This is a genomic window from Pseudoalteromonas sp. 5Ae-yellow, assembly GCF_014077565.1.
In the GTDB taxonomy this organism is placed as follows: Bacteria; Pseudomonadota; Gammaproteobacteria; order Enterobacterales; family Alteromonadaceae; genus Pseudoalteromonas.
Genome location: NZ_JACGWD010000009.1, coordinates 74,839 through 81,538, shown reverse-complemented (window position 1 = coordinate 81,538; position 6,700 = coordinate 74,839). Strand labels below are relative to the sequence as shown.

8 protein-coding genes are annotated in these 6,700 nt (G+C 38.5%); 6 read left to right on the top strand and 2 right to left on the bottom strand.

Annotation, left to right across the window (positions count from 1 at the left end; translation table 11 throughout):
- Window positions 1-127 precede the first annotated feature (127 nt).
- Window positions 128-361 (bottom strand): TIGR02647 family protein, encoded by a 234-nt coding sequence (locus tag H4J63_RS04530; protein ID WP_007582405.1) that lies wholly within the window; start codon window positions 359-361, stop codon window positions 128-130.
- 138 nt (window positions 362-499) lie between these two features.
- Between H4J63_RS04530 and H4J63_RS04525 the strand changes: the two genes are divergently transcribed.
- Complete coding sequence (locus tag H4J63_RS04525; RefSeq protein ID WP_024604176.1) at window positions 500-802, top strand: DUF1496 domain-containing protein; 303 nt, start codon at window positions 500-502, stop codon at window positions 800-802.
- Between the two features lie 54 nt (window positions 803-856).
- Window positions 857-1,165 carry a VF530 family DNA-binding protein gene (locus H4J63_RS04520; RefSeq protein WP_024591820.1) on the top strand — a complete coding sequence of 103 codons (309 nt, stop codon included), beginning with the start codon at window positions 857-859 and terminating at the stop codon, window positions 1,163-1,165.
- Window positions 1,166-1,215: 50 nt separating this feature from the next.
- On the opposite strand, the gene H4J63_RS04515 is transcribed toward H4J63_RS04520, so the two are convergent.
- The gene (locus H4J63_RS04515) at window positions 1,216-2,835 is read right to left on the bottom strand and encodes a diacylglycerol kinase family protein (RefSeq protein ID WP_182194825.1); all 1,620 of its coding nucleotides are present in this window, start codon (window positions 2,833-2,835) and stop codon (window positions 1,216-1,218) included.
- 348 nt (window positions 2,836-3,183) lie between these two features.
- On the opposite strand from H4J63_RS04515, the gene H4J63_RS04510 reads away from it, so the two are divergent.
- The 4 genes from H4J63_RS04510 to H4J63_RS04495 all read left to right on the top strand — a co-directional run bounded on the left by H4J63_RS04510 (window position 3,184) and on the right by H4J63_RS04495 (window position 6,660).
- Window positions 3,184-3,708: a sigma-70 family RNA polymerase sigma factor gene (locus tag H4J63_RS04510; RefSeq protein WP_182194822.1), complete on the top strand. Its 525-nt coding sequence runs from the start codon at window positions 3,184-3,186 to the stop codon at window positions 3,706-3,708.
- Complete coding sequence (locus H4J63_RS04505) at window positions 3,705-4,388, top strand: anti-sigma factor domain-containing protein (RefSeq protein WP_182194819.1); 684 nt, start codon at window positions 3,705-3,707, stop codon at window positions 4,386-4,388. Before H4J63_RS04510 ends, H4J63_RS04505 begins: the two co-directional genes overlap by 4 nt.
- Window positions 4,389-4,546: 158 nt before the next feature.
- Window positions 4,547-6,139: a DUF4331 domain-containing protein gene (locus H4J63_RS04500; RefSeq protein WP_182194816.1), complete on the top strand. Its 1,593-nt coding sequence runs from the start codon at window positions 4,547-4,549 to the stop codon at window positions 6,137-6,139.
- A gap of 11 nt (window positions 6,140-6,150) precedes the next feature.
- Window positions 6,151-6,660 carry an Ig-like domain-containing protein gene (locus tag H4J63_RS04495; protein WP_149603607.1) on the top strand — a complete coding sequence of 170 codons (510 nt, stop codon included), beginning with the start codon at window positions 6,151-6,153 and terminating at the stop codon, window positions 6,658-6,660.
- Window positions 6,661-6,700 lie beyond the last annotated feature (40 nt).

Below are 6,700 nucleotides of genomic sequence, written 5' to 3'. Positions count from 1 at the left end.
AATCTTTTTGCTATGTCTAAACCAATTGTTGTAATCTTCATTTTGGTCTTCTCCCTTTGATTATTGTAACCACTTTAATCATGGCACATAGATGCCGTATAGGGAGGAGACCATTACATCAGGTTAGCTAACTTTGTAGCGCACTATGAATAACCGTAATATGCTCAATTAAATCTAAGCCCAGATCAGTTAAATATCCGCCATCTGGGCTATCTATAATCCCTTTTTCAAATAAACGTTGCGCTGCACTAAGTAAGCTTGGCTCTGCGTCTGAGTGTAATTTAATACCCTGCATTTTACTGTCGCGAGGAAACTTTGCTAATAGTGTGAATTCTTCGATCATTGTTTGATTAAATTGCATTGTGTGCACCTTTTTATTTGAATCTAAGTTGTTCTGTGTGTAACTAAGTTTATAATTAAAATCACTTTGTGTACTTTACACTAGCACGTTTTTTAGCTTAATGTATTATTTTTAACCCTCCCTATTTAAAGGCCTCTAATGCGTAACTTTTTAATTCTATGCTTTTGTTTTAGCAGCTTATCGTATTCAATACTTAGTGAAGCAACAACCCTTAAAACCCATTCTATTATTGATGCAAACCAGTTTGTAAATGAAGAATCTAACTGTTGGTACGACAACAAACGCTATAGCGAAGGCGCATTAATACAAGTTCACTCTTTTACACTTTTGTGTGGTGCTAAAACACCCCAACACAGTAACAGCCAACTCATTTGGCTTAAAATAGATAAGCAAGGTAATACTATTTACCCAACAGCTCCTAAAACAATCACTGTGAATTAGCGCTAAAAGCTGATTTAAGCTACAATGCACGCAGTTTAAATAAGTAGTATGGCTATGAATAATCAACCTAAAAACCCTTTACATGGGGTAACGCTAGAACAAATACTTGTTGAGTTAGAACAGCGACTTGGCTGGAGAACACTTGGCGAGCAAGTAAAAATTAAATGTTTTACTGATCAACCCAGCATTAAATCGAGTTTAAAGTTTTTGCGTAAAACGCCTTGGGCTCGCGATAAAGTGGAAGCACTTTATATTCACACTATAAATAATAAGCCTATTCGTAGACCAAAAAGTGCACCAAGAGAAACATCTTCTCAAGCGCCGGATACAACAGGGTTTGTTTGGCCATCAATTAAAAAATGATGTAAAAAAGGAGCTAATTTAGCTCCTTTTTTGATTATAACTAGCGCGATTTATTGCTCTTTGCAAATCACATTTAATGAAGCCGGCTCAATAGTAATAACGAGTTTGTGAGCAGTTTTAATTTCACCATCAAGTACGTATTTAAGCTCACCTTCGCCTGTAACCTCGACTCTTTTAGCATTTGTATGGTGCGAGTTTATAGCTAAATGTGTTTGCGTTAAGCTACTGTACATCAGCTCAGCAATACTTAAAATGGTTGTTGAGTTTTCATTATTGGGTGTTAGCCAATTTACATCAAGAAGCCCGTCACTATGATCTGGCTGCCCACCACCTTGAGCCAATAATGTTGTAAAAGGCGCGGCATTTGCCACAATAAAGCTATTTGTACATATTTCTTTGGGCTCATTATCGTCGAGTTTTATATTAAGTAGCTGTGATTTTTGTTCGCCAAAAGCTTCAAAAAAACCATTTAGATAGGCAAGTTGCCCCGACTTATTTTTCGACTCTCTATCTGCTTTTTCTATCATTGATTGCTCAAAACCAATGCCCGCTAATAAAAGTACTAATTCATTATTACAATAAGCAGTATCTATTATGCTTGTTTGACCATCTATAATTAGGTCACAGGCTTGTTCTACTGGAATAAACTTAGAGGTAATACCCATCAATACATGCGCAAGGGCGTTTGCAGTCCCCATAGGGATGATGCCTAGTTTACATTGTGTATTTACAAGTACGCTTGCAACTTCGGCCACTGTACCATCTCCCCCGCATGTGATAATAATATCCGGATTTTGCGCAATTTCCTGTTTAGCCAGCTCAATACCGTTAACTTCTTTTGTAGTAGTGAGTACTTTCAAATCGTAATAGTCCGATAGCCGCGCAACAATTAAGTGCTCTTTTTCTTCCCATAATCGTGTACCAGATACAGGGTTAGCAATTAAAACGGCTTTGTTTTTAATCAGTAATTCGCCTTTTTTATGTCGCTTAGCTAAATGGCGAAGTTGATGCTTATTTAAATTTGCGGTTTCGCGGGTTTCTTTTATTTGCGCAAGTACTTCATGTACATCTGCATTTTTGTTTTGACTCAATAAATAAGCCGCCATTACAAAAACAGACCGCCCACGGCCTAAGGCGCAATGTACAACTACGCGACGATTTTCTTTAATATGGTGATGTATCCAATTAATAGCCTGATTCAGCTGCGAATGTGAAGGGACACTATGATCAAGCACCGGAATATTTAAGTAATTAAAGTTCTCTTGCGTTGAACTCCACTCTAGACCGTCAAACTCGCACGTTACATCCAAAATCGCTGTAATTCCGTTATCTTTTAATGTGTCTATGTCTGAGGGAAATAATCGGCAAGCTAAAAATAGATTTTCGTTTACTTGTTGAATGGGCGGTACTTTGTCATGCTTACGCGACCAGGCATTATAAATTTGCACACCAAATAAAAATGGCACAAACGCCCAACGTATATAAAATGGGATCACTCCATTTTCACGTTTTCTAAATATTTTTGCTGTATTAAAAATATATGCGGTACTCACTAATAAAAGTGACAGCGCAGTCCAATAAAAAACAATAGCAAAATAAACAGAGTTCACTTCCCAACCAATAAAAATAAGCAGTAGTGCTAATAGTAAATAACTAATTGCAGCCCACATAGTCTCTCCTTTGTGAAAATAATGCCGATTTATAATCTTAATTTAAACGGCTTTAAGTAGTCTTTTGCAAATATCACGCCATATAAATGCCATTTAAAATTCAAACTCGAACAGTAGATCATTGATATATATAGTAATTAATAAACTAAAATCTACTACAGACCGCTCTTTGTGCATTTTTTACAAACATGTGAATAAATTATACTTACACGTCTAAATTTCAAACACTGATCGGTTATTGCTTGTACTAACGTATAAAGCAGCTAATCTAAAAGGCAATTAAATTTTTTGCATCCAAATCACACCCTCAACCGTTTACTCAATGATAATAAGAAAAACAGGACCCCTATGGATAACGATGATTTACTCCCTCTTTTGTGCGCAACAGCACAAGGAGACAAAAATGCTTTCTCAAGTTTATATCAACAAACTAGCGGCAAACTTTTTGCTATTAGCTTAAATATGCTCACTAACAGAGCTTATGCGGAAGAGGCACTACAAGACGCTTTTATAAAAATTTGGCATAACGCATCTGAATATAACGCCTCTAAAGGCACCGTTATTAGTTGGATGATAAGTATAGTCAGATACAGAAGTCTTGACTTACTTCGATATCACAAAGTACGAAAAGAGCAGTCGTTAGGCGATGACGAATATGAAAATGAAAGTATCGACGTTAATTACGATGAAGAAACGAAACTGGTCAATTGTATCGAACAGCTTGAGCCGCAACAAAAACAAGCTATTCACTTAGCTTATTATAAGGGGCTGAGTCATAGCGAGTTAGTGGATCATATAGAAACGCCATTAGGTACAGTTAAAAGCTGGATCAGGGGTGGGCTTATGCAGCTACAAAGGTGTTTAACATTATGAATTATAATAAACCCGAACTATTAGACGCGCTTGCTGGGCAGTACGTGCTTGGCACACTTAGAGGGCTTGCCCGTAAGCATTTTCAGCGTCTGTTACTTAGCTCAAATCAAGCACGTGAAGCAACAAATATGTGGGAGCAAAACCTAAACAACTTAGCGAGTGCTATTACACCGCAAACGCCACGTGACGATGTATGGGTAAATATACTACAGCGTATTGAAAACAGACCACAAACAAGTAAAACAGTCATACATACCAAGCCTTCAATTTGGCGTACATGGTCTTTTGTGGCGACTGCCGCATGCATTGTTTTAGCCTTTTTGGTTATTCAGCCTAGTACCAATGTTATGCAAACTCAGCAAATTGCTTTGGTTCAAAATCAAGATAAACAATCATTGTGGTTTATTGATGTAAGCGAGCAAGGGCTCTCAATTAAAGCTAGTAGCCAATTGGTTGCTCAAACTAATAAAGATTATGAGCTGTGGATGATTTTAAAAGGTCAAGATGCACCTATTTCATTGGGTTTACTGCCCAAGCAAGGCAGTAAAATATTATTTAAAGATAACCGCTTTAACGCAAGTGATATCGCATTGTTAGCAGTGAGTTTAGAGCCTATAGGTGGCTCACCAAATGGCTCTCCCACTGAAGTGCTTTACACCACAGAGCTGGTACTTTTATAACCCGACTATTATTACCAAAGTTGGCTGCTTACACAAAGCAGCCAACCTACTTTTAAACTTTTTAACAAAAAAAATAAAATAATTTAACTTTTTTGCATCCAATTTAAATCCTGCCCCGTTATTAGCTATGACTTCAATCAAAACTAAAGGACAAAGTCATGAAAGCTTTAACTCCATCAATACTCGCAGTAGTAATATGTAGTACATTTGTAAGTGCACCAAGTGAAGCATCTAGCCACAGAGAAGCGCCAAATATAAGCCGTTTCCCGACTTTAGATTCAACCGATTTTTATGTATTTAATAGTTACGAACAAGGTCGTGGTGATTTTGTAACACTAATAGCTAACTATATCCCGCTGCAAGATGCATACGGCGGTCCTAATTACTTTGCAATGGACCCAGATGCTACCTACAGCATTCATATAGATAACGACGGCGATGCTGTTGAAGATATTACATTTGCGTTTAACTTTAAAAGCATGCTCCCTAACGACAATCAAGGCGTGCAATTAACAGTTGGACCTGAAGGTAATCAACGAACAGTTTCGGTACCACTTAAAAATGTTGGCGGCGTGGCTGCAGGTGATGACAGCGCAGCAAATTTTAGTGAATCATACACAATGACCATGATTAGCGGCGCGCAGCGTACTGGCGAAACAACGGTATTAAATAACACTGCATCAAACTCAAGCTCATTTCCTAAACCGCTTGATTATGTAGGTGATAAAACATTTGGATCGATGAGTGATTATCAAACTTATGCTGACCAATTTGTTTATCAGGTTTCAATTCCTAACTGTGAAAACATGGCACAAGTTTTTGTAGGACAACGAAAAGACCCATTTGTAGTTAACCTAGGTAAAACATTTGATTTAGTTAACTATGTACCTGTAGAAGGTGATAGCGCCCCAGGTGCTGGTGACGGCGGTGGTTTCCCAGGTGGTATAACGCAATCTGCTGATAACGACGATCTTGCAGATAAAAACGTCACATCAATCGCTATCGAAATACCAAAGAGTTGTATTGTTGGTGAAGGTAACGGTGTAATTGGCTCGTGGACAACGGCAAGCTTACCTCAAGCACGTGTATTAAACCCAAATGCTAAATTTGCTAATAATGCGGTAAACGGTGGTGCATTAACTCAGGTCTCACGCCTAGGTAGCCCACTTGTAAATGAGCTTGTAATTGGCATTAAAGACAAAGACGCATTTTCAACAGCGCACCCTAAAGATGATGCACAATTCTTAGATTATGTATCTCACCCAGCACTACCAGAGTTATTAAATATTTTGTTTAAAGATGCGGTTAATACAACACTAGATACTAACTTTGAAACTCTGGCACCCACTAACTTCCCGCGTACTGATTTAATCACTGCATTTTTAACGGGTTTTGCAGACGTTAATCAGCAAGCAACGGTAACACCTTCAGAAATGCTGCGTTTAAACACAGCCATTACCGCAACAGCGCAGGCTGATCAATCTGCATTTGGTGTAGCGGGTAATGATTTAGCGGGTTTCCCAAATGGTCGTCGCCCGGGTGATGATGTGGTTGATATTGCACTTCGTGTTGTGATGGGTCGTTTATGTCATCCGATTCCTGTAAATGGTGAAGACACTGATTTAGGACTTTGTGCACCAGAGGATGCTAATACAGGCACAGTGCCATTTACAGACGGCGCACCTATTGATGCAACAATGATGGACTCAACATTCCCATATCTTGCAACACCACTTGCTGGCTCTAAATAAGGAGTAAAATAATGCGTAATTTAAAAACTACCCATATTTGTGTTCTCCTCAGTGCATTAACATTGGGAGCATGTAGTAGCGATGATGATAAAAAACAGCCTACACCGGTTGTAAACACAGCGCCGACCGCAAGTGATGCAATGCTAACTACACAAACTGAAGTAAGCATTACCGATATGCTTAGCGCAACCGACAATGATGGCGATTCGCTTACTTACTCATTAACAAGTGAACCAACTCTTGGAACTGTTACCGTTAATAGCGATGGTAACTTTACCTATACACCAAATAAAGAAGTGACAGGTTCAGATAGTTTTATGTTTGGTGTAAGTGATGGCGTTAATTCGCAAGTAACTGCAACAGTAAACATTACAATTGACGCACTACAAGTCGACTTTGCTCAATTTGCAACCGATGCATTTAATCAAGCGCCAAATGCAGAGCCGTTAACTGTTAACGGTCGGGTGTTTACAAACACAGATACCGATGTTGATGGATTAATTTCAACAAACGGTAACTAACCAAGTCATTAAGCTGACAGGCCATGGATGGCTTTTTTCA